This window comes from Pseudomonas lactucae, assembly GCF_016937615.1.
GTDB classification, from domain to species: domain Bacteria; phylum Pseudomonadota; class Gammaproteobacteria; order Pseudomonadales; family Pseudomonadaceae; genus Aquipseudomonas; species Aquipseudomonas lactucae.
On record NZ_JAFHKI010000182.1, the window covers coordinates 1 to 22,146 of the forward strand.

15 protein-coding genes and 3 pseudogenes are annotated in these 22,146 nt (G+C 61.7%); 8 read left to right on the top strand and 10 right to left on the bottom strand.

What is annotated here, in order from left to right:
- Positions 1–21: 21 nt before the first annotated feature.
- Entirely contained in the window at positions 22–426 is a 405-nt protein-coding gene (locus tag JWR98_RS26535; protein ID WP_003171542.1) for a hypothetical protein, read from the bottom strand.
- Between the two features lie 138 nt (positions 427–564).
- Here JWR98_RS26535 and can point away from each other — a divergent pair, with 138 nt between their 5' ends.
- Positions 565–1,209, top strand: a complete 645-nt coding sequence (gene can / locus JWR98_RS26540; RefSeq protein ID WP_003188288.1) for a carbonate dehydratase — start codon at positions 565–567, stop codon at positions 1,207–1,209.
- On the opposite strand, the gene JWR98_RS26545 is transcribed toward can, so the two are convergent.
- The 4 genes and pseudogenes from JWR98_RS26545 to JWR98_RS26560 form a co-directional block, all read right to left on the bottom strand.
- Positions 1,206–1,730 carry an SET domain-containing protein gene (locus JWR98_RS26545; RefSeq protein ID WP_205491637.1) on the bottom strand — a complete coding sequence of 175 codons (525 nt, stop codon included), beginning with the start codon at positions 1,728–1,730 and terminating at the stop codon, positions 1,206–1,208. The two genes, can and JWR98_RS26545, sit on opposite strands and share 4 nt — an antisense overlap.
- Positions 1,731–1,877: 147 nt before the next feature.
- Positions 1,878–3,047 carry a hypothetical protein gene (locus tag JWR98_RS26550; RefSeq protein WP_003171545.1) on the bottom strand — a complete coding sequence of 390 codons (1,170 nt, stop codon included), beginning with the start codon at positions 3,045–3,047 and terminating at the stop codon, positions 1,878–1,880.
- Positions 3,048–3,168: 121 nt separating this feature from the next.
- Positions 3,169–4,868: pseudogene (locus tag JWR98_RS26555) on the bottom strand (acid phosphatase).
- A gap of 138 nt (positions 4,869–5,006) precedes the next feature.
- Positions 5,007–6,424, bottom strand: a pseudogene (locus JWR98_RS26560) (short-chain fatty acid transporter).
- A gap of 186 nt (positions 6,425–6,610) precedes the next feature.
- On the opposite strand from JWR98_RS26560, the gene JWR98_RS26565 reads away from it, so the two are divergent.
- Positions 6,611–7,900 (top strand): MFS transporter, encoded by a 1,290-nt coding sequence (locus tag JWR98_RS26565; protein WP_003171548.1) that lies wholly within the window; start codon positions 6,611–6,613, stop codon positions 7,898–7,900.
- 6 nt (positions 7,901–7,906) lie between these two features.
- Here the strand turns inward: JWR98_RS26565 and JWR98_RS26570 are convergent, their stop codons facing one another.
- A complete protein-coding gene (locus JWR98_RS26570; protein WP_205491639.1) occupies positions 7,907–9,277 on the bottom strand; it encodes a GntT/GntP/DsdX family permease in 1,371 nt (456 codons plus the stop codon).
- A gap of 185 nt (positions 9,278–9,462) precedes the next feature.
- On the opposite strand from JWR98_RS26570, the gene JWR98_RS26575 reads away from it, so the two are divergent.
- The 3 genes and pseudogenes from JWR98_RS26575 (at position 9,463) to JWR98_RS26585 (ending at position 14,967) form a co-directional block, all read left to right on the top strand.
- A complete protein-coding gene (locus tag JWR98_RS26575) occupies positions 9,463–10,683 on the top strand; it encodes a TolC family protein (RefSeq protein ID WP_205491641.1) in 1,221 nt (406 codons plus the stop codon).
- Positions 10,684–10,699: 16 nt separating this feature from the next.
- A pseudogene (locus JWR98_RS26580) lies at positions 10,700–11,805 on the top strand (efflux RND transporter periplasmic adaptor subunit).
- Between the two features lie 18 nt (positions 11,806–11,823).
- Complete coding sequence (locus JWR98_RS26585; RefSeq protein WP_205491643.1) at positions 11,824–14,967, top strand: CusA/CzcA family heavy metal efflux RND transporter; 3,144 nt, start codon at positions 11,824–11,826, stop codon at positions 14,965–14,967.
- Between the two features lie 51 nt (positions 14,968–15,018).
- Here the strand turns inward: JWR98_RS26585 and JWR98_RS26590 are convergent, their stop codons facing one another.
- The 3 genes from JWR98_RS26590 to JWR98_RS26600 form a co-directional block, all read right to left on the bottom strand.
- On the bottom strand, positions 15,019–16,407 hold the full coding sequence (locus JWR98_RS26590) for a heavy metal sensor histidine kinase (RefSeq protein ID WP_078731436.1): 1,389 nt from the start codon (positions 16,405–16,407) through the stop codon (positions 15,019–15,021).
- On the bottom strand, positions 16,404–17,078 hold the full coding sequence (locus JWR98_RS26595) for a heavy metal response regulator transcription factor (protein ID WP_205491645.1): 675 nt from the start codon (positions 17,076–17,078) through the stop codon (positions 16,404–16,406). Before JWR98_RS26595 ends, JWR98_RS26590 begins: the two co-directional genes overlap by 4 nt.
- 344 nt (positions 17,079–17,422) lie before the next feature.
- Positions 17,423–18,742: an OprD family porin gene (locus JWR98_RS26600; protein WP_078731438.1), complete on the bottom strand. Its 1,320-nt coding sequence runs from the start codon at positions 18,740–18,742 to the stop codon at positions 17,423–17,425.
- Positions 18,743–18,967: 225 nt separating this feature from the next.
- Here JWR98_RS26600 and JWR98_RS26605 point away from each other — a divergent pair, with 225 nt between their 5' ends.
- Entirely contained in the window at positions 18,968–19,300 is a 333-nt protein-coding gene (locus JWR98_RS26605) for a DUF2790 domain-containing protein (RefSeq protein ID WP_078731439.1), read from the top strand.
- A gap of 87 nt (positions 19,301–19,387) precedes the next feature.
- Here JWR98_RS26605 and JWR98_RS26610 read toward each other — a convergent pair whose 3' ends face one another.
- Positions 19,388–20,197, bottom strand: a complete 810-nt coding sequence (locus JWR98_RS26610) for an AraC family transcriptional regulator (protein ID WP_078731440.1) — start codon at positions 20,195–20,197, stop codon at positions 19,388–19,390.
- 140 nt (positions 20,198–20,337) lie between these two features.
- On the opposite strand from JWR98_RS26610, the gene JWR98_RS26615 reads away from it, so the two are divergent.
- Both JWR98_RS26615 and ddlA read left to right on the top strand, forming a co-directional pair.
- Positions 20,338–20,976: a LysE family transporter gene (locus tag JWR98_RS26615; RefSeq protein WP_205491647.1), complete on the top strand. Its 639-nt coding sequence runs from the start codon at positions 20,338–20,340 to the stop codon at positions 20,974–20,976.
- Positions 20,977–21,020: 44 nt separating this feature from the next.
- Positions 21,021–22,115 carry a D-alanine--D-alanine ligase gene (gene ddlA, locus JWR98_RS26620; protein WP_205491649.1) on the top strand — a complete coding sequence of 365 codons (1,095 nt, stop codon included), beginning with the start codon at positions 21,021–21,023 and terminating at the stop codon, positions 22,113–22,115.
- The last annotated feature ends 31 nt before the right edge of the window (positions 22,116–22,146 follow it).

The window sequence follows — 22,146 nt, forward strand, 5'->3', positions numbered from 1 at the left end:
GCAAGCCCTCCCACATTTCAATCAGCGCTTGCCGTTGAGCGGGTCCAGATCGGCCAGCTCGGCCTCATCCAATCCGTTTCCGCCGCCGATGTCATCTTCACCAACGACGCTCAAGTCATAGTCCGCCGCGTTATCTTCACCTTCCTCCCGCGCATCCCGCGCACCGTCCTCATGGATCAGCGTTTCCGGGCTCATATCGTCATCGGTCGACTCATGGTCATCCGTCGACGCCCCGGTCAGCCCAGCCTCGCGTACCCGTTCGCCGGGCATCAGATGGTCGCGTTCGCGGCGCGGCAGTTCGTCGCCGATTTCCGCTGTCTGGTCCTGCTCGTCAAAATCCAGCTCACGCATCTCACCCATGCGGTCTTCATTGTCATCAATCGGTTCGGGCTGGGTAGCGCCGTAGGGACGTCGTGATTCAGTCATGGCCAATCCTCATACTGTGGGGCATATAGTGTGTGGACAGGCACAGCTACCCAAAGATTCAAGCTGATTGGCGTTCGGCGTGACCCGGACGACGGGTCGTCAGTCACACACCTGCGCATCATTCCTGAGGCTTTCCTGATGAACGAACTACAAGACCTGCTTGATAACAACGAACGCTGGGCGGATGCGATCAAACAGGAAGATCCCGAATTCTTCGCCAAGCTCGCCCGCCAGCAAACCCCGGAATACCTGTGGATTGGCTGCTCCGATGCCCGCGTACCGGCCAACGAGATCGTCGGCATGCTGCCGGGTGATCTGTTCGTACACCGCAACGTCGCCAACGTCGTGCTGCACACCGACCTCAACTGCCTGTCGGTGATCCAGTACGCGGTCGATGTACTCAAGGTCAAACACATCCTCGTGACCGGCCACTACGGCTGCGGCGGCGTGCGGGCCTCGATGCAGGACCGCCAGTTCGGCCTGATCGACGGCTGGCTGCGTACCATCCGTGACCTCTACTACGAAAACCGCGACGTGCTGGCTCAGTTGCCAACCGAAGAGGAGCGCGTGGACCGCATGTGCGAGCTGAACGTGATTCAGCAGGTGGCCAACGTCGGTCATACCAGCATTGTGCAAAACGCCTGGCACCGTGGGCAGAGCCTGTCGATCCATGGCTGCATCTACGGCATCAAGGATGGTCGCTGGAAGAGCTTGAACACGACCATCAGTGGCTTCGAGCAATTGCCGCCGCAATATCGCCTGCGCCCGTTGGGCGAAGCCTAAGGCCGTTTGCGCATCCGCCACTGAGCCATGAACGCCTGCCCCTCGGCGTTCAACGGCTCCTGGCTGCCGGTGATCCAGCCCCGGCAGTTCAGCTCGCCGCATTGGCAGGCGAACTGCCGGAACAGGGCGTCCTCGGTGCTGGCGTAGTCCAGGGTCAGCAGGGCGCCGGCGGCGATGGGCACCAGGGTCCAAAGCTCCAGGTAGGTGGTGTCGAAGAATACATTCGGGTTGCAGGAATGCTGCAACCGGCCGCAGAACCAACAATCGTACAAGTGGATGCGTGGCGATAGCTGCAGCGTGTGCAGACGGCGTTCGCCCACGGCATAGCCGGAGACTTTGGCGATGCGTATACGCCCGTCCAGGGCTCGGCGAGCCTTGATGCCACCCTCCTTGTCAGCCGCGGTCGGCACGACCCGAAATAACTCGGTCGACGGGTAGCCGTGTTCAATCAACAGCGTCTTGAAGGGGTAAAGACAGTCACTGACAGCGGTATTGGCCTTATCCAGGGGGCGAGTCTTCATAACTCTCCTTGGTTAGGCTGCATCGACCTGCGAGTGGTGCTTGACTTCCAGTCTTGCAGCGGATGGACTCAGCTCAAGACTCGCTTAACTTGGATCCGATTTCTACTGTCAAATATGACAGTAGAAGTCGATCGTTTTTTGTGCGGCTTATAGCGCTGGAACCGTGATTGTGGGGGTTGGCGCTGCGTTCTTCAGCTGTTTCAACTGAGTTTTGATCGCTGGCGTAGCGCATTTGGCATTCGCCTGCTCCGGGCTCAGCTCGCGCACCGAGGTGTAGAACAACTCGCAGGTCTGCTCCTTGCGCGTGACTTGCCAGGTGTTCATGCAGGCCTTGAGCAGTACATTCGGGTCGCTCGCCGGCTTCTGGCCCATTCCCGCCTGCCAGCAAGCGGCGCTCAAATCCTGGCCCATCACCTTCAAGCCGGCATCGTCGGCCTTTTGCTCGTTGCCTTCATAGGTCGCGGGGTCGGCGGCATACCAGATATAGCTGGGATGGTTAGAGCCCAATACCGAAACGCTTCTGCCGGTTTCCGGGCTGATCTGCGCCAGGCCCAGTACGCCTACGGTTTGCCCGTATTGCTGTTTGATCCAGTTGCGCACCGGCGCGCCGAACGCCACCATCGGCAACGAGCCGGTGGGGCGCAGGCTCAGTTCCTTGACCATGCGCGTCTGGTAATCGGTGAAATAGCTGTAGACACCCTCCAGGTCTTTGCCCGCGTTGGACGGCGCCGCGATGGGAGCGATATCGATGATGGTCTGGTAGGCCGCTGTCTCGGCCATCGGTACGCCGTTGTCGGTGAGCAACGCGGCCCAGCGGTCGGTGGTTTTGGATTCCAGATAATCCTGGGCCTGGGTCAGCGAGTAGTCCGGTGGGAAGTGCAGCAACTCAATACTCTTGCGATTTTCCAGGGCCATGCCCAACGGCAGGAACAGGTACCAGTTATAGGCCCATTTGCCATCGCTGTTGAGTTTGCTGGCGCCCTGGTAGGCGAGGTCGGCGGTATCGAGCAGCATCGTCAGGGGCTGGCCATAATTGTCGGGCACGCCGCTGAAGGTGGCCGTTACCTGTCCCTCATGGACCTTGACGCTGACCTTGGCTCGGCTGTAGCCGTCGCGCTGCACACTCTGGTTCAGGTAGTGCTCGGCGGTCTGCTCCAGCGTCCAGGGCCGAAAACAGATCACGTTGCAATTATTGGGATAAGCGAACAACTGGGTGACGCGTTGCGTGCTGCCCAGGGGTACTTCGACGTCCGCCTGTACGACCGCACTGGCCATCAGTGCGGCCAGGGCTAGGGACAGCCTGGTCGGTTTGAACATAATTGATTCCTTGTCAGCGAAAGCCCGTCTGCGCGGGTTGAAGGCCCACTCCCACACAGTAGCGGTTGACCAGGAAAACCGCGTGCTAAATCGCCGGGCATGTCGCTATTGGATAAGCGTCCTATAGGTTAAACAGCAGCGCATTAGTCAAATCGCCCATGGGCTTCTGTCCGCGTGCAGTCATGGCATCATCGCGCTGCTTGAGGCCATCCAGGGGCTCCAGCCCGAATACCCGGGTGATCAAACGCAGGATCGACGCAGTGTCGTACACCGTATGGTCCACCGTGCCTTTTCGCGCGAACGGCGACACCACCAGCGCCGGAACCCGTGTGCCTGGGCCCCAGCGGTCGCCTTTGGGCGGCGCTACGTGGTCCCACCAGCCGCCGTTTTCATCGACCGTCACCACCACCACCATGTTTTTCCACTGTGGGCTTTCCTGCAGCACTTTCAAGGCGCGCGCGATATGGCGGTCGCCCGAGGCCACGTCGGCGTAACCGGCGTGCATGTTCAGGTTGCCCTGGGGTTTGTAGAAGGTCACGGCCGGCAGCTTGCCCGCCTGTGCGTCGGCAAAGAATTTGTTGGTGCTGGACTCATCGCCCAGGCCGGCGTCGCGCAGGCGCTTGTTACGCTCGGCGCGGTTCTCGGGCCCCTGTTGCTTGAAATAGTTGAACGGCTGATGGTGGTACTGGAAATTCGGGATTTTCGGGATGCCGCCCGAGTCCTTGAATTGATCCAGCGTCGCCTGCCAGGCGCCCGCGTACCAGGCCCAGTCCACGTTCTTTTTCGACAGCTTGTCGCCGATGTGCTCGTGGGTTTGCGGCACCAGCACGTTGGGCAGGTCGCCTTGGCGTAGTCCGGTTTTTCCGGGTCGCGAATCCAGGTCGGCCAGTACGGCGGGGCCAGGGTATTCACGGCGTAACCGTCCGGGGTCAACGCGCTGGGGCCGAACTGCGGCGGGCCGGCCATGGCGCTGGCCGGGGATTTTTCCAGAGGCTTGAGGCGCGTGTCGGTCGGGTCGTCGCTTTGCAGCGTGGCGATCTGCGCCTTGGCCACCGATTGCGCGGCATTCGGGTAGACCGGTGCGGTGGCGCTGATCAGGTATTGATGGTTCAGGAACGAGCCGCCGAACGCACCCTGGAAGAAGTTATCGCAGAGCACAAATTCCTTGGCCACGTCCCACAGGCGCAGGGCGTAACGGCTCTGGGCGTAATGGCCCATCACCAGGCCGCCGGAATCGGCCCAGGCGACAAAACCGTCGTTCTTGCCGCCGTTGATCTGCATCTGGTTCTGGTAAAACACGTGCCATAGGTCGCGGGTGACCAGGCTCAAGGGCAGGTCTTCACCATTCGGGCCTTTGAGGGCATAGGGCGCGTTGGGCAGGTTGTCCTGAAATTGCACTTCGCTGGGGTACGTGACCCCGTCCACCGTTTGCGGGCCGACCTGCAGTACGCCGCCCCAGGACGGGGGCAGGGTGGACAAGACGCTGCCATCGCGGTCGCGTTGCTGGTAATCGTTGGCCTTAAGGGCCGACAGTGGTTTCTCAACGCCTGGGAAGTCAGCAAATAAATTATTGAAACTGCGGTTCTCGGCATAGATCACCACCACGGTTTTCACCTGGTCGCGCAGGGCTTTGTCCAATTCTTGTGGGGTCAGCGGCCGCGTCACCGGTTTGCCCGGTGTTTCGCTGGTATTGCCGCAGGCACTCAAGGTCGCGCCAACCCCCAGCACCGCCGCGCCTCCGAGGAAGCGTCGACGGCTGGTGTCTACCGCCGGTTGGATGGCGGAATCGGAGGAAGGGCGGTCTTCGTGCTCATCACTCATTGCGGAGAGTCCTTGGCGAGTTGTTGCAAGATATTTCGCAGGACGGTAGCAATGCAATGTGACGGAATTAAGGCAGCCTCAAGTCCCAAGCTTCAAGCGGCAAGCTTGAAGCTGACAACTTGAAGCTTTTCGCTGCTTCTAAGGCATCACCGGCGGCAAATACTTCAACGTCGTCCCCAGCGCCCACAACAAAAACAGCACCAACGGCGTGTGCACCAGCAACTGCACAAACGAAAATCCGATCAAGTCCCGCGCTTTCAGCCCCAGCACGCCCAGCAGCGGCAGCATATAGAAAGGGTTGATCAAATTCGGCAGCGCTTCGGCGGCGTTGTAGATCTGTACCGACCAGCCCAGGTGGTATTGCAGATCATTGGCCACTTGCATCACGTATGGCGCTTCGATGATCCACTTGCCGCCGCCCGACGGGATAAAGAAGCCCAGCACCGCCGAGTACACGCCCATCAGCAGCGCGTAGGTGTCGTGTGATGCGATGGAGGTGAAGAAGGTCGAGATATGGTGCGCCAGGGTCTGGCCGTCGCCGCCCTTGACCACGGTCATCAGTGCGGCGATCGAGCCGTACAGTGGGAACTGGATCAGCACACCGGTGGTGGTCGGCACCGCACGGGCCACGGCATCGAGGAAGCTGCGCGGACGCCAGTGCAGCAGTGCGCCGACCATGATGAACAGGAAATTATAGGTATTGAGCCCCGAAATCGCGCTGATTGCCGGCTTGGTCGAGAACTCATGGAACAGCCAACCGGCCGCCAGCAGCGCCAGCAAAATCGTCAGCAGCGGGCTGTGTTCCAGCCATTCGCCGGGGCGGCTCGGCGCTTGTGGCTTGGGCAGGTTGAAGGCCGGGTCGACACCGCAAGCCTTGGCGTCTCGTGCGCTGTTCGGGCCGGGCGCGGTGGCATAGGCGATGATCAGCGACACCACGATCAACGCCAGCAGCAGTACGCCGGATTGCCACAGGAAGATGGTCTCGGTGAAGGGGATCATCCCGGTGATCGACAAGATCGACGGCGGCAAACTGCCCGGGTTGGCCTGCAACTGCGCGGCCGACGACGACAAGCCCAGCGCCCACACGGCACCGAGGCCCAGATAAGCCGCGGCACCGGCCGCGCGGTAGTCCATGCGCAAATCGGTACGGCGGGCCAGCGCGCGTACCAGCAAGCCGCCGAACACCAGGGACAGGCCCCAGTTGAGCAGTGAGGCGACCATGGAAATCAACGCCACCCATGCCACGGCGGAGCGGCCGTTTTTCGGGATGCGCGCCAGGCGGTCAATCAGCTTCACTGCCGGCGGCGAGCTGGCGACCACGTATCCACCGATCACCACAAAGGCCATCTGCATGGTGAACGGGATCAGGCTCCAGAACCCATCGCCAAACGCTTGGCGGCGTCGGTCGGTGCGGCGCCCATGCCCAGGGTCGCCACGGCGACGATGATCACCGCAAGCGCGGCGAATACCCAGGAGTCAGGGAACCAGCGCTCGGCGAAATTGGAGCAGCGCAGGGCAAAACGGGCATAGCGGCTTTCTTCGATAGCGTCGGCCACGAGATATACCTCTTGTAATTATTAGGATGGCGGCAGTTTTCGCGCATGTTCCTCCACGTCAATTGATATGGGAATGCAGTTATCTTCATCGATCCATGAGGAAAACAAATATATCTGCCGCGATTGCCATCACCCGGCTCAGCTCATAACCTGCACGCCATTTTTGTTTGTCTGCCGAGCCTTGCCATGACTGCCACCTTTTCCCCGCAGGCGCAGCGTTTCTCTCGCTCCGACTACAAAACCCTGGGCCTGGCCGCCCTGGGCGGGGCCCTGGAAATCTACGACTTCATTATTTTCGTGTTTTTCGCGCTGACCCTCAGCCAACTGTTCTTCCCGCCCGAAATGCCCGAGTGGCTGCGCCTGCTGCAAAGCTTCGGCATCTTCGTCACCGGCTACCTGGCGCGCCCGTTGGGCGGCATCCTGATGGCGCACTTTGCCGATCACCTGGGACGCAAGCGCGTGTTCAGCCTCAGCATCCTGATGATGGCGTTGCCCTGCCTGCTGATCGGAATCATGCCGACCTACGCGCAAATCGGCTATTTCGCACCGCTGATCCTGCTGGCGCTGCGCGTGCTGCAAGGCGCCGCGGTGGGCGGCGAAGTGCCCAGCGCCTGGACCTTCGTGGCCGAGCACGCACCACGCCATCATCGGGGTTATGCCTTGGGGTTCCTGCAAGCCGGCCTGACATTTGGCTACCTGCTCGGCGCACTGACGGCAACATGCCTGGCGCAAATCTTCACCCCCGCCGAAATCCTCGACTACGCCTGGCGTTTTCCCTTCCTGCTCGGCGGTGTGTTCGGCGTGATCGGCGTGTGGCTGCGCCGCTGGCTCAGCGAAACCCCGGTGTTCCTCGAAATGCAGGCGCGCCGCCAGGCAGCCGCTGAGCTGCCGCTGCGCACCGTACTGCGCGACCACCGCGCGGTGTTGTTGCCGGCGATGATTCTCACCTGCGTGCTCACCTCTGCCGTGGTGGTCCTCGTCGTCATCACCCCGACCATGATGCAAAAAACCTTCGGCATGAGCCCCAGCCGCACCTTCGCCTTGAGCGCCCTGGGCATCGTGTTCCTGAACATCGGCTGCGTGCTCGCCGGCCTGCTGGTGGACCGCATCGGTGCCTGGCGCGCGGTACTGGTCTACAGCCTGTTGCTGCCGGTGGGGGTGTTTATCCTGTACGCCAGCCTGATCAGCGGCGGCGTCTGGTTGGGCGCGGCCTACGCCGTGGCGGGCTTGAGTTGCGGGGTGGTGGGCGCGGTGCCGTCGGTGATGGTCGGTCTGTTTCCGGCGCAGGTCAGGGTGTCGGGGATCTCCTTCACCTACAACATTGCCTACGCGCTGTGGGCAAGCACCACGCCGCTGATGCTGATCGCGCTGATGCCCACCAGCCCGTGGATTTGCGTGGGGTATTGCGTGGTGATGGGGGCGGTGGGCGTGGGGAGTGTGGCGCTGTTTGGCAAGCGCCACGCGTTGGCTGCCTAGGCGTAGTCAAGTCAGAAAATGCCAAAGCACCAACGTCCCCACCAACCCGACCACCGACACAATCGTCTGCAACACCGACCACACCCAGATCGTCTGTTTCAACTGCAAGCCAAAGTACTCGCGCACCATCCAGAACCCGGCGTCGTTGACGTGGCAGAAGAACACCGAGCCTGCGCCAATTGCCAGCGCCACCAGTGAGCTTTGGGTGGCCGCCAATCCAGCCATCATCGGTGCGAGGATACCGGCCGTAGTGGTGGTCGCGACGGTCGCCGAGCCGGTGGCCTGGCGCAGTGCAACGGCGATCAGCCAGGCCAGCAGCAGGTACGGCATGTGTGCGCCTTCGGCGACTTTGCTGATGGTCTGGCTCACGCCGGCGTCAAGCAGGGTTTGCTTGAGACCGCCGCCGGCGCCGATGGTCAGCAGCAGCACGGCGATGGGCGCGAGGGCCTTGCGCAGGGTGTTGCCGACGTCGGCGCGCGGCATGCCGGCGGCCCAGCCCAGGCAGATCACGGCGGCGATTACCGCCAGGCCGAGGGCGATCAGCGGTTCGCCGAGGAACTTCAAGGTCAGGCCGACGGGATTTTCCGCCGGCAGCGCGACTTTGGCCAAGGTGCTGCCCAGCATCAAGATCACCGGCAACAGAATGATCAGCAACGACACGCCAAAGCTTGGCTGGCGCGGGGCCTTGGGCGGGGCGCAGAACAGTGCGCCAATGTCCGCCGGTTCATCCACTAGCAGGCGCTTGGACAGCCAATTGCCATAGATCGGGCCGGCAAGTATCACCGCCGGCACCGCCAGGCAAAAGCCCAGCAACATGGTCAGGCCCAGGTCGGCGTGCAATGCGCCCACCGCGATCAGCGGCCCCGGATGCGGCGGCATCAAGGCGTGCAGGGTGGTCATGCCCGCCAGCGCCGGGATGGCGATTTTCAGCAACGGCTGGTTCGAACGTTTGGCCATCACGAAGATGATCGGCACCATCATCACCAGGCCCACTTCAAAAAACAGCGGCAAACCGATCACCATCGCCACCAGCGCCATCACCCACGGTAATGACTTGCCCTTGCCCAACCCCAGCAGGGTCGTGGCGATGCGGTCGGCTGCGCCAGACTCGGCCATCAGCGCGCCGAGCATCGCGCCCAGGGCGATGATGATCCCGGCTTCACCCAGGATCGCCCCGGCGCCTTTGCTGAAGGCCTTGGCCACTTCCTCCGGCGGCAGCCCGGCGCCGACCCCGGCGATAAAGGTGCCGATCAGGATCGACAGGAACGGCGGCAACTTGGTCGCACTGATCAGCACGATGATGCTGGCGATGGCCAACAGTACGCAGAACATCAAGCGGGTGTCGTGAACCATCCACGCGACAGTCGATAACTCCAAGATGGGACTCCTCATCGAACAGGTTAGGGAAATTGTTTCTTTATGTTTCTTGGTTGAAAAGCATACCTGATAACGCCTGACACAGAGCCCTTGCTGTCGACTTTGTAATCGTTGCTCCACCGCCCTGATAAGTCGCGACCGCTACCTTTTCCGGGCTTGGACTTTATGGTCGTGGAACTCTCGTTATGGCAATTTTCGTTAAAAAACTCATAGGGGCGACGCTGCTGTGGGCGGTCATCGGCGCTGCCCAGGCGCAACCCCTGACGCTCGATGCCGCCCTGCAAACCGCTTTCGCCAACAACCCGGACCTGGCCGCCGCGCAATGGGAAATCGACATCGCCGCCGGTGATCGCCAACAGGCCGGGCTGATCCCCAACCCGGTCGCCTCCTGGCAGGCCGAAGACACCCGGCGCAACAGCCGCACCACCACCGTCACCCTCAGCCAGACCCTGGAACTGGGCGGCAAACGCGGCGCGCGCGTCGACGTGGCCACCCGCGCCCAGGACGCCGCCGCATTGGCCCTGCAACAGCGTCGCAACACGTTGCGCGCCGATGTGATCGACAGCTATTACCTCGCCCTTCGCGCCCAGGAACGCCTCGACCTCGCACAACGCTCCCTGGCCCTGGCCGAACGCGGCCTGGTGATCGCTGACAGCCGCGTCGCCGCCGGCAAGTCATCCCCGGTGGAAGCCACCCGCGCGCAGGTGCAGGTGGCGGAAATTCGCCTGGAAGTCAACCGCGCGCGCATCGACCTCACCGACGCTTATCGGCGCGTGGCGGCCAGCACCGGTAACGCCGCCACCGACTTCGAGTCCGTTGCCCCGCCAAGCCAATCCACACCGGCGTTGCCGTCCGCGGCGCAATTGCTCGCGCGCCTTGAACAAACCGCTGAACTGCGCCTGGCCGAGCTGCAGATCATGCAAAGCGAAGCCAATGTGGGCCTGGAAAAAGCCCAACGTATTCCTGATGTAGACGTGTCCATCGGCAGCCAATACGACGCCAGCGTGCGCGAGCGGGTGAACCTGGTCGGCGTATCCCTGCCGATCCCGCTGTTCAACCGCAACCAGGGCAATGTGCTTGCTGCCACGCGCCGTGCGGACCAGGCCCGTGACCTGCGCAACGCCACCGAACTGCGTCTGCGCACCGAAACCCGCCAGGCCCTGGACCTGTGGCAAACCGCCGAGAGCGAAGTGCGCGCCTTCAACCAGCAGATCCTTCCCGCCGCTCAACGCGCGGTGGACGCCGCCAGCCGTGGCTTCGAGATGGGCAAGTTCAACTTCCTCGATGTGCTCGACGCCCAACGCACGCTGATCGCCGCGCGCACCCAATACCTGGCCGCCACCGCCCAGGCCACTGACGCCTGGTTGCGCCTCGAACGAATTTACGGCGACCTCACCCTTTTTTGATTTTCGGGAGATCTACATGCACAACAAACACGGCGTGATGGTTGCGTCGTCCTGGGCCTGCTGCTTTCGAGCGTTGCACACGCCGACGAAGACGAGCGTGCAATCGAACTCACCGCGCAGCAAATCGAGGCCGCCGGCATACAACTGGATCAGGCCCGACCGCGGCCGATCAATACGCTGCTGACACTGCCGGGCGAGGTGCGTTTCGACGAGGACCGCACCTCGCATATCGTGCCGCGTGCGACCGGTGTCGTGGAGGCGGTGACGGTCAACCTCGGTCAATCAGTGGAAAAAGGTCAGCTGTTGGCAGTGATCGCCAGCCAGCAGATTTCCGATCAGCGCAGTGAACTGGTCGCCAGCGAGCGGCGGCTTGAACTGGCGCGTACCACCTTCCAGCGCGAGCGTCAGTTGTGGCAGGACGGAATTTCCGCCGAGCAGGATTACCTGCTGGCGCGCCAGGCCCTGCAAGAAGCCGAAATCGCCCTGAACAATGCCCGCCAAAAGATCGCCGCCCTCAGCGGCAGCCGCGTGCGGGTGGGCGGAAATCGCTATGAGCTGCGTGCGCCCTTCGCCGGTGTGGTGGTGGAAAAACACCTGGGCGTCGGCGAAGTGGTGAGTGAAACCAGCAATGCCTTGACCCTCTCGGATCTGTCCCAGGTGTGGGTCACGTTCGGCGTGTTTCCCAAGGACCTGAACCAGGTTCGCGTCGGCAAACCGGTGACTGTCAGCTCCACGGAAATGGGCACCGAGGTACGCGGCACTGTGGCCTATGTCGGCAGTTTGCTCGGCGAGCAGGCGCGCACCGCCACCGTGCGCGTCAGCGTGCCCAACCCGCACGCTGTCTGGCGTCCAGGGCTGTTTGTCAGCGTGCAATTGGCTACCGACACCACGCAAGCGAAGGTCACCGTGCCGCAGGCCGCTATCCAGACTGTCGAGGACAAACCCTCGGTGTTCGTGCGCACCCCAGCGGGTTTTATCACCCGTCATCTTGAACTGGGCGTCAGTGAAAACGGCTATGTCGAAGTGCGCCAGGGCCTGGACGCTGGCGAACAGGTGGCGACGGTTGGCAGCTTCATCCTCAAGTCTGAGTTGGGCAAAGGCTCGGCCGAGCACGCCCATTGATCCTGCGAGTGTTTTCCCATGTTTGAGCGCCTTATCCAATTCGCCATCGAGCAACGCATCGTCGTGCTGCTGGCGGTGCTGTTGATGGCCGGTGTCGGTATCGCCAGCTATCAGAAATTGCCCATCGACGCGGTGCCTGATATCACCAATGTGCAGGTACAGATCAATTCGGCCGCGCCCGGTTTTTCGCCGCTGGAAACCGAGCAGCGCATTACTTTTCCCATCGAGACCGCGATGGCCGGCTTGCCGGGCCTGCAGCAGACGCGTTCGCTGTCACGCTCGGGTCTTTCCCAGGTCACGGTGATATTCAAAGACGGCACCGACCTGTTCTTCGCCCGCCAACTGGTCAACGAACGCCTGCAAGTAGCCCGCGAGCAATTGCCCCCCGGCATCGAAACGGCCATGGGACCGATCTCCACCGGCCTCGGGGAGATTTTCCTGTGGACCGTGGAAGCCACGGACGGCGCGCGCAAGGAAGACGGCACGGCCTATACGCCGACGGACCTGCGGGTGATCCAGGACTGGATCATCAAGCCGCAACTGCGCAACGTGCCGGGCGTGGCCGAGATCAATACGATCGGCGGCTTCGCCAAGGAATACCAGATCGCCCCGGACCCCAAGCGCCTGGCGGCCTACAACCTGACGTTGACCGATCTGGTCACGGCACTGGAGCGCAACAATGCCAACGTCGGCGCCGGCTATATCGAGCGCAGCGGCGAGCAACTGCTGATTCGCGCACCGGGCCAGGTGGCGTCCATCGACGACATTGCCAATATTGTCATCACCTCTGCCGATGGCACGTCGATCCGTGTGCGCAATGTGGCGCAGGTCGAGATCGGTCGTGAACTGCGCAGCGGCGCCGCCACCGAAAACGGGCGTGAGGTGGTGCTGGGTACGGTGTTCATGTTGATCGGCGAAAACAGCCGCACGGTGTCCCGGGCGGTGGCGGAAAAACTCGAAGCCATCAACCGTTCGCTGCCGGAAGGTGTGGTGGCCGTCACCGTTTACGACCGCACCCACCTGGTGGAAAAAGCCATCGCCACCGTGAAGAAGAACCTCTTCGAAGGTGCGCTGCTGGTGGTGGCGATTCTGTTTCTGTTCCTGGGCAATATCCGTGCGGCGTTGATCACTGCGATGGTGATTCCCCTGGCGATGCTGTTCACCTTTACCGGCATGTTCACCAACAAGGTCAGCGCCAACCTGATGAGCCTCGGCGCACTGGATTTCGGCATTATCGTCGACGGTGCGGTGGTGATCGTCGAGAACGCGATCCGCCGCCTGGCCCACGCGCAACGACGCCATGGTCGCCTGCTCAGTCGCAGCGAACGCCTGCATGAAGTGTTCGCCGCCGCCAAGGAAGCACGGCGTGCGCTGATCTTCGGGCAACTGATCATCATGGTCGTTTATTTGCCGATCTTTGCGCTCACCGGGGTGGCCGGGAAAATGTTCCACCCCATGGCGTTCACGGTGGTGATCGCCTTGCTGGGGGCGATGATTCTCTCAGTGACCTTCGTGCCTGCGGCCATTGCGTTGTTTGTGACCGGCAAGGTCAAGGAGGAAGAAAACGCGGTGATGCGTGGCGCGCGTCGCGTGTACGGCCCGGTGCTGGATTGGGTGATGATCCGCCGGCCGCTGGTGTTCGGCCTGGCCATATTGACCATCGTCGCGTCGGGCGTGGTGGCCAGCCGCATGGGCAGTGAATTCATCCCCAGCCTCAGCGAAGGTGACTTTGCCCAGCAAGCCCTGCGCGTACCCGGCACCAGCCTCACGCAGTCGGTGCAGATGCAGCAGCAGCTGGAAAAAAACCTGCTGGCCCAGGTGCCGGAAATCGAGCGTGTGTTTGCGCGTACCGGTACGGCGGAGATTGCCTCCGATCCGATGCCGCCGAATATTTCCGACAGCTACGTGATGCTCAAACCCAAGGACCAATGGCCTGATCCGAAAAAATCCCGCGAAGCGCTGATCGCCGATATCCAGCGTGCCAGTGCGATCATGCCGGGCAGCGCGTATGAACTGTCGCAACCGATTCAGTTGCGCTTCAACGAGCTGATTTCCGGGGTGCGCAGCGATGTGGCGGTGAAGGTGTTTGGTGATGATATGTCGGTGCTCAACAGCACCGCCGGGGAAATCGCCGAGACGCTGCAAACGCTCAATGGCGCCTCGGAAGTGAAGGTGGAACAGACCTCCGGCCTGCCGGTGCTGACGATCAATATCGACCGCGACAAGGCGGCTCGCTTTGGCCTGAATATCGGCGATGTACAGGACACCATTGCCGTGGCCGTCGGTGGTCGGCGGGCCGGTACGTTGTACGAAGGTGATCGGCGTTTCGATATGGTCGTACGTTTGTCCGACGCGCTGCGCACCGATGTCGACGGGTTGTCGCGGCTGTTGATTCCGGTGCCGGCGCTGGCCGGGAGTGCGTCCGGGCGGTTGGGCTTTATCGCCTTGTCCCAGGTCGCCAGCCTGGACCTGGTGCTCGGCCCCAATCAGATCAGCCGTGAGAACGGCAAGCGCCTGGTGATTGTCAGCGCCAACGTGCGCGGACGTGATATCGGCTCGTTTGTGGCGCAAGCCGAAGCGGCGATCAACGCCCAAGTGAAGGTGCCGGCCGGTTACTGGACCACCTGGGGCGGCCAGTTCGAACAGCTCAAGGAGGCCTCCGAACGTTTGCGCATCGTGGTGCCGGTGGCGCTGCTGCTGGTGTTTGGGTTGCTGTTCATGATGTTCAATAATCTCAAGGACGGCCTGCTGGTGTTCACCGGGATTCCGTTCGCGTTGACCGGTGGGATCATGGCCCTGTGGCTGCGGGATATCCCGCTGTCGATCTCGGCGGGGGTGGGCTTTATTGCCTTGTCCGGCGTGGCGGTGCTCAACGGCCTGGTGATGATTGCGTTCATCCGCAACCTGCGCGAGGAAGGACGCTCGCTGGCGTTGGCGACCAACGAAGGCGCGCTGACCCGATTGCGCCCGGTGTTGATGACAGCGTTGGTGGCGTCCCTGGGTTTTATCCCCATGGCCCTGGCCACCGGCACCGGTGCCGAAGTGCAGCGGCCACTGGCGACGGTGGTGATTGGCGGGATTATTTCCTCGACGCTGTTGACCTTGCTGGTGCTGCCGGCGTTGTACCAGTGGGCGCATCGTCGTGAAGAGGAGGCGGCCTGACCTCTGAACACGCCGCAAAACCCTGTGGGAGGGGGCTTGGACCTGCGCTGTTTACAGGTTCCGGGGAAACACCAGGTTGAACCGTGTGAAGCGTCCGGGCTGGCTGTTGACGTCGGCGTGCCCCTGGTGCAGGTGCATGATCGACTGGACGATGGCCAGCCCCAGCCCGGTGCCGCCTTCGGCGCGTGTACGGCTGCTGTCGGCGCGGTAAAACCGTTCGAACAGGTGCGGCAGGTGCTGCGCTTCAATGCCTCGGCCGGGGTTGCCCACCGACAGCGTGACGTTCTGGTTGTAGGTTTCCACCAGCAGCAACACGCTGGCGCCACTGGGGGTATGACGAATCGCGTTGGACAGCAGGTTGGAAATGGCGCGCTGGATCATCAGGCGATCACCCTTCACCCAGGCGTCGCCGCGCAGCTTGAGGGTCACCTGCTTGTCCTCGGCACTCAGGGCAAACAGCGCCATCACCCGCTGTGCTTCTTCACCCAGCGACACCGCAGTGAACCCGGCCCGCGCCGCCGGATGGCTGACCTGGGCCAGGAACAGCATGTCGCAAACGATGCGCGACAAGCGTTCCATTTCCTCGGTGCAGGATTCCAGCCCGGCCTTGTATTGCTCCAAGGGGCGTTCGCGAGACAAGGTCACCTGGGCCTTGCCCATCAGGTTGGTCAATGGCGCACGCAGTTCGTGGGCCAGGTCATCGGAGAACTGCGACAGCTGTTGCACCCCCGCATCCAGGCGCTTGAGCATCACATTGAAAGCCTGGGCCAACTCGGCCAGTTCCTTGGGCAGGTTATCCACGGACAAGCGATGGGTCAGGTCTTGGGTGGTCACTTGCGCCGCCACCTGGCTGAACTGTTTCAACGGCGCCAAGCCACGTTGTACCAGCCACCAGGCGCCGATGCCGATCAGGATCAGCAGCAACGGCACGGCGATGATCGTGGAGCGCAGGTAGGCGCTCAGCAATGCGTCATCGTCGGAGCGGTCCAGCGACAGCAACACTCGCACCGGCTCGCCGCCGCGCAAGGGCATCAGGTGCGTGGCGCTGAGGATGCGATTGCCGCTGCTGTCCGTCCAATTCAGATACGTCAGGGTTGTGCTGGCGGGGGCGTCGCGCAACAACGGCTGCTGCGGTTTGGCGCCGACGCTGAGCAGCACCGGTGCGTCGGGCTGGATGCCGGTGATGGTCAGGTAAATATTGTCGTGGCCCATCACCAGGTCCAGCAGCGAATGGGGGCGGGCGGCGATGTCGAGGGGCGTGAGGTCCTGGCGCAGGCTGTGCTCCAACTGTTGCAGTTTGTTCTCCAGGCCCTTGCGCGCCAGATTCTCCAGCTCGTGGGTCAGGGCCAGGTACGCCAGGGTGGCCAGCAGCAGCACCAGCCCGGCGCCCATCAGGCTGACCGTCAAGCCCAGGCGCATCGACAGGCTGCTGGTCTTCATTGGCGCGCTTCCAACACATAACCCACGCCGCGAATGGTGTGGATCAACTTGACCTCGCTCTGGTCATCGACCTTGGCCCGCAGGCGGCTGATAGAGACCTCCACCACGTTGGTGTCGCAGTCGAAGTTCATGTCCCACACCAGGGAAATGATCTGGGTGCGCGTCATCACTTCGCCGGTCTGGCGCATCAATACGTGTAGCAGGGCGAATTCCTTGGTGGTCAGGTCGATACGCCGGTTGCCGCGATAGGCGCGATGGCGGCGCGGGTCCAGTTCCAGGTCCGCGACGCGCAGCACCTCCGGCAACGGGATATGTTCGCTGCGGCGCAGTAAGGTGCGCACGCGAGCGAGCAACTCGGGGAATTCGAAGGGCTTGACCAGATAATCATCGGCGCCCATGTCCAGGCCCTTGATCTTGTCGGCCAGACGGCCGCGTGCGGTCAGCATCATCACGCGCTGATCACCTTCTCGGCGCAACTGCTCCAGCACCTCCCAGCCGTCGGTGTTGGGCAGGTTCACGTCGAGTATCACCAGTTCATAACGGTGTTGCCTGGCCAGGTGCAGACCGTCGACGCCACTGGCGGCACAGTCGACGACGTAACCGCTTTCGGATAGGCCTTGTTGCACATAGTCGGCAGTTTTTCGCTCGTCCTCAACCACAAGGATACGCATGGGGTTTACCTTCAAATCAAACGAAAGGGGCATGGCCTCATAGAAGTGTCCGGCGATGCTGTCGGAAAACCCTGAAGCCTCAAGTAGCTTTAGGGTCAAGCCATGTAGGAAAGGTGCGACGATTCGTCGCCAGGCCAGCGCCCAAAAAAACGCCCCGATAACGGGGCGCATAAAGCTCATCTCTGTTCCAAAGGAGCTACACAAAAGCCGCAGAGATGAAGTGTGTAGATTGAGCAGTCTAGAAAGTGCAACTTAACAAGAAGGTGAAGCGGATATTACAGTTCTGAAAGACTTCAACCTGTGAAGAGATGTAGCGCATTGGCAAATGAATGTAAGCGCACGACTTAGAGCACAGCCAATGGGTATTCGATAATGACGCGAACTTCTTCCAGGTCTGACTCAAATGCACTTGAACGCACGCTGGCTTGGCGCAACCTGAGCGAAAGATCTTTCAAGTTGCCACTTTGCACCACGTACTTGGCTTCGATATCTCGTTCCCAGCGACGTTGATCGGTCAGCGGGTTACCGGCCGCATCGCGGCGCATATACACCGCGTTCGCGTTGCTGTAGTCGGCTCCGCTGCCTTTGCCGTAGCGGGTCATGAACGACAGGCCGGGAATGCCGAAGGCTTGCATGTCCAGATCGTAGCGCAGCATCCACGAGCGTTCCTTGGGGGCGTTGAAGTCGCTGTACTGGATCGAGTTGTTGAGCCGGATCGAGTCTGACTGGCGCAGGTAATCGAAGTCGTTATCGCCGTTGTTGCGCTGGTGCGACACGGCCAGGCTGTGGGCGCCGAGCTTCACCCCGAGCCTTGCGCTCCAGATGTTGTTGTTCAGCTCTCCACGCAGTTTCCTGCCGTCATCCGACACGTTGTAATAGTTGAAGTCGCCGAACAACGAAACCTCTTCGTTCAGCGGGTAGGTGGCGGCGCTGCCGAAATAGTACTGGTTCCAGGCGTCCTTCAGACGGCTGCCGTACAGGCTGACGCTCAGGTACTGGTTGAGCTGGTAATCGCCACCGGCATAACCGAACCAGGGCGCGTCCACCGGGCCGGCATAAAACGTCACGAACCCTTTGTTCATGCCGCTTTGGCTGGGCTGGCTCATGCCACTCAGGCGCCCGCCCTGCAGGGTCAGCCCGGCCAGGCTGGTGTTCTGCGCGGTCACTCCGCGAAAACTCTCCGGCAATACCCGCGAGTCGCCGTAGGCAACCACCGGTGTGGTCGGGAACACATCACCGGCCTTGATCACCGTGTCCAACACGCGCATTTTTACGGCGCCGCCGACTTTGCTGTAGCGGCTTTCGGGATGGTTGTCGCTGTCTACCGGCAGTACGCTGAACGAGCCTTTGCCACCGCTGCGGCCGCTGCCCGAATCCAGCTTCAACCCGACCATGGCAAAGGCATCCAGGCCAAACCCCACGCGGCCTTGGGTAAAGCCGGATTCGAACGTGCCGATCAGGCCCTGCGCCCATGCCTCTGAGTAGCCATTGCCGGTGGGGCTGGACTGACCCTTGCGGTCATCGCGATTGAAATAAAAATTGCGCATCAGCACATTCATGCCACTGCCTTCGATAAAACCGTCAGGCCGCTCCTCCACCGCCACAGCGGACAGCGGCAGTGCCGCACACAATGAAAGAGGGAAGGTCAGGCTTCGGATGCTCATGGGGTCGCTCCTCAGTGTTGGCAGTTGTCAGCTTCTTATGGAAGTGGGCGTTCTTATTGATCTGGCCCGGACTGATAGTTGCAAACGGTGAATAACAACGACATGGCGCGAACATTACAATGTTGGAAACTTTCGCCCACCTGACAAATAAGTAATCTTGTGGTGAATATAGCGAAAGGATGGGTGGGTTAGTCTCCGTATTGAACTTTCAATCAGGAACTCACCATGATCATTTATAAAGTTGCCCTGGGCGTATTAACCGCCATCCTGTCGTTCGCCGCGATGGCCGAAGGCGGAGGGGATCGTACCTTCGCGCTGATGATGGAACGCAACGAAAAAGCCATGGCCGCGTACGCCGAGAAACAGGGCAAGCCGGCGCCGGTGGTACAGACGTACCGCTATGGCATGGAGTTGGACATTGCCAAGGTAGTCAACGTGACGCCGCCGATTCGCGCGTGTAACGCGGTGCCTTCGCGCATGACTTACGAAGACTCCAGCGGCAAGCTCATTACCCTGCAATATCAAGTGATGGGCTTATGCCGCAACCATGGCAGTTAATGTGGGGCAGTCACTCTGTACTCTCAGACATGTGGGCGCAGGTTTGCCTGCGATGGCATAGGTGTCTGAACATCTACGTTGGGACTATCAGCGCCCGAGCATCTTCACCCAGCGTGACGGCGGCATGCCGTACGTGCTGCGAAACTGTCGGGTCATATGGCTCTGGTCGCTAAAGCCGGCGGTCATTGCCGCATCCACCAATGAATGACCCTGGGCCAGCAGGCTGCGCACCAGGTCGAGCCGGCGCATGGTCAGGTATCGGTAGGGACTGGTGCCGAACAGCACACGAAAATCCCGCGACAAGGCCCAGCGGTCGCGGCCGGCGTGGTCGGCCATTTCATCCAGGGTGATGCTGCGGCCCAGGGCGCTGTGGATAAATTCCCGGGCACGCTCGGCCGCCAGGTAATCGAAGCGCTTGCGGCTCACGATCGCTCCCGAGGCAGCGCTGAGCGCCTGGGCCAGGTCGAACAGGGCGTCCTGCTCCTGCAACGAATCGATCGGGCAATCCAGGCTCTGCAGCAGTACTTCGCTGGCGCGGAACAGCCTTGGGTCGGTGGATAAACCGCCGGGGACAAACGGCAACGGCTTGCCGCCGAGGATCTGCTGGATCAGCGCCGGCTCCACATAAATCATCCGGTACTTGAAGCCTTCCTCGCTGCCCGCACGGCCGTCATGGATTTCGTCGGGATGAATCACCATGGTCGTGCCCGGCAGGCTGTGGGTCGTGCCGCCACGGTAGTGAAAACTCTGCACGCCGAACAGCGTACGCCCGATGGCGTAGGTGTCATGGCGATGCGGGTCGAAGGCGAAACCGGCAAAGTACGCCTCGATACGGTCCAGGCCGCTGGCGTGCGGGGCGCGGTGCAGCCAGTCGAGCGTGTGGGTCGGGTTGCCCATGGTGACTTGTCACAAAAAGAGGTGGAAACACGTTAACCCAGTCTGCAGGGCCTTGTCTGCCAGGGTCTTGTACGATTGTGCGGGCGCTGGGCGAGGCCTATTATTCTGGCTCGTGCATTGTGCTGATGGAGCTGACTGCCATGGAGATTTTCAACCCAGCCTATGTGGCACCGCTGGTTTCGCTGGCCCTGCTATGGGCCGTGGCGGTGGTCACACCCGGCCCAAACTTCTTCAATACCGCGCAACTGGCCGCGAGCTGTTCGCGTCGTCATGGCGTGGTGGCGTCGGCGGGCGTGGCCACTGGCACCATCATGTGGGGGCTGGCGGGTGGCCTGGGGATCAAGTCGCTGTTTACCGCTGCGCCGATATTGTACCTGGCGTTCAAGATCATCGGCGGTTGCTACCTGATCTACCTGGGGCTGAAGCTGTTCAAACGCTCGGCCCCGGCCATGGGGCAGCGCCTGTTGCCGGATGAGCCTGCGCGTTCGTTGTTCTTTGCCTGGCGCCTGGGTTTACTGGGTAACCTGTCGAATCCCAAGGCTGCGTTGTTCGTTGCCACCATCTTCGCCTCCACCATGCCGCCGTCGCCCTCGCCGATGTTGCTCACCCTGGCGGTGATCGCCATGGCCACCTTGTCGTTCAGCTGGTATTCCTGCGTGGCCCTGTTTTTTTCCAGCCAGCGCATGGCCAACATGTACAGCCGTTCGCGCAAGTGGCTCGATCGCTTTGCCGGCGGCTGCTACATGCTGTTCGGCGCACATCTGGTAGCGAATCGCTGACGGCCCGTGGTAAGAAGCCTTACGTTCAATAGTGAGGCTGGGTCATGAGTAAGGTGCGGGTAGGGATTATTTTTGGGGGCCGTTCGGCGGAACATGAAGTCTCGTTGCAGTCGGCGCGCAATATCGTCGATGCGCTGGACCGTTCGCGCTTCGAACCGGTGTTGATCGGTATCGACAAGGCCGGCCACTGGCACCTCAACGACACCTCGAACTTCCTGCTCAACAGCGAAAACCCGGCGCTCATTGCCCTCAACCAATCCAACCGCGAACTGGCGGTGGTGCCCGGCAAAGCCAACCAGCAAGTGGTGGAAACCACGGGCCAGGGCGTGCTGGAACACATCGACGTGATCTTCCCCATCGTCCACGGCACCCTCGGCGAAGACGGCTGCCTGCAAGGCCTGCTGCGCATGGCGGACTTGCCTTTCGTCGGCTCCGACGTACTCGGCTCGGCCGTGTGCATGGACAAAGACATCAGCAAACGCCTGCTGCGCGACGCCGGCATTGCCGTTACTCCGTTTATCACCCTGACCCGCCGCAACGCTGCGCACACCTCTTTTGAGACCGCCGTGAACAGGCTCGGCCTGCCGATGTTCGTCAAGCCGGCCAACCAGGGGTCGTCGGTCGGCGTGAGTAAAGTCGCCAGCGAGGCCGAGTACCACGCCGCGGTTGAGCTGGCCCTGGGTTTCGATGAAAAAGTGCTGGTGGAGTCCGCCGTCCAAGGCCGCGAAATCGAATGCGCGGTGCTGGGCAACGACAACCCGGTTGCCAGCGGGTGCGGCGAGATCGTGGTGAGCAACGGTTTCTATTCCTACGACAGCAAATACATCGACGACCAGGCGGCCCAGGTGGTGGTACCGGCGGTTATCAGTCATGCAGCCAGCGAGCGCATTCGCGGCCTGGCACTTGAGGCGTTTGAGGTGTTGGGTTGTGCCGGTTTGGCGCGGGTCGATGTATTCCTCACCGATGACGGCGAAGTACTGATCAATGAAATCAACTCACTGCCCGGTTTTACCCGTATCAGCATGTACCCCAAGCTGTGGCAGGCGGCGGGGATGAGCTACAGCGAGCTGGTGAGCCGCTTGATCGAGCTGGCGCTGGAGCGGCATGCGGGGCGCAAGGGGTTGAAGATCAGTCGCTAAGGCCGCGACCTTTGTGGCGAGGGAGCAAGCT

Bases quoted from the DNA above. Each gene is read 5' to 3' on its own strand.
- JWR98_RS26535 (WP_003171542.1), bottom strand. From the start codon at position 426: ATGACTGAATCACGACGTCCCTACGGCGCTACCCAGCCCGAACCGATT.
- can (WP_003188288.1), top strand. From the start codon at position 565: ATGAACGAACTACAAGACCTGCTTGATAACAACGAACGCTGGGCGGAT.
- JWR98_RS26545 (WP_205491637.1), bottom strand. From the start codon at position 1,730: ATGAAGACTCGCCCCCTGGATAAGGCCAATACCGCTGTCAGTGACTGT.
- JWR98_RS26550 (WP_003171545.1), bottom strand. From the start codon at position 3,047: ATGTTCAAACCGACCAGGCTGTCCCTAGCCCTGGCCGCACTGATGGCC.
- JWR98_RS26565 (WP_003171548.1), top strand. From the start codon at position 6,611: ATGACTGCCACCTTTTCCCCGCAGGCGCAGCGTTTCTCTCGCTCCGAC.
- JWR98_RS26575 (WP_205491641.1), top strand. From the start codon at position 9,463: ATGGCAATTTTCGTTAAAAAACTCATAGGGGCGACGCTGCTGTGGGCG.
- JWR98_RS26585 (WP_205491643.1), top strand. From the start codon at position 11,824: ATGTTTGAGCGCCTTATCCAATTCGCCATCGAGCAACGCATCGTCGTG.
- JWR98_RS26590 (WP_078731436.1), bottom strand. From the start codon at position 16,407: ATGAAGACCAGCAGCCTGTCGATGCGCCTGGGCTTGACGGTCAGCCTG.
- JWR98_RS26595 (WP_205491645.1), bottom strand. From the start codon at position 17,078: ATGCGTATCCTTGTGGTTGAGGACGAGCGAAAAACTGCCGACTATGTG.
- JWR98_RS26600 (WP_078731438.1), bottom strand. From the start codon at position 18,742: ATGAGCATCCGAAGCCTGACCTTCCCTCTTTCATTGTGTGCGGCACTG.
- JWR98_RS26605 (WP_078731439.1), top strand. From the start codon at position 18,968: ATGATCATTTATAAAGTTGCCCTGGGCGTATTAACCGCCATCCTGTCG.
- JWR98_RS26610 (WP_078731440.1), bottom strand. From the start codon at position 20,197: ATGGGCAACCCGACCCACACGCTCGACTGGCTGCACCGCGCCCCGCAC.
- JWR98_RS26615 (WP_205491647.1), top strand. From the start codon at position 20,338: ATGGAGATTTTCAACCCAGCCTATGTGGCACCGCTGGTTTCGCTGGCC.
- ddlA (WP_205491649.1), top strand. From the start codon at position 21,021: ATGAGTAAGGTGCGGGTAGGGATTATTTTTGGGGGCCGTTCGGCGGAA.